The organism is Bacillus pretiosus (assembly GCF_051294775.1).
GTDB lineage: Bacteria > Bacillota > Bacilli > Bacillales > Bacillaceae_G > Bacillus_A > Bacillus_A wiedmannii.
Genome location: NZ_JBPPHF010000178.1, coordinates 1 through 308, shown reverse-complemented (window position 1 = coordinate 308; position 308 = coordinate 1). Strand labels below are relative to the sequence as shown.

Below are 308 nucleotides of genomic sequence, written 5' to 3'. Positions count from 1 at the left end.
CCCCTTTTTTAATTATAGGGCTACAACCTATAAATAAAGTTAAGTATTGGTCGGATGCTTAATTTTTTTATATTTTAATGGATATGAATTGATTTTTTAATGATTTTAATTCCTCAGCTAAAATCTCTCCAGCTTCTTTACTAGGAACAGGCTTTATACTCTCTCCACCTGTAGCAAAATAATGTTCAATTTGTTTTATTGAATAGTTCTGTTCTCGATGTAATTGCTTAACCATCTTCATTTGCTCAAGAGCATTTTCATCAAAAATATTGTAACCTGACTCATTTTTCTCTAAAGGAATATATGTC

Annotated in this window: 1 pseudogene; it reads right to left on the bottom strand. The window is 29.5% G+C overall.

Annotated features, from left to right (window positions below):
* Positions 1 to 73: 73 nt before the first annotated feature.
* Positions 74 to 308: pseudogene (locus ACSG5Z_RS30390) on the bottom strand (MerR family transcriptional regulator); the annotation flags it as partial.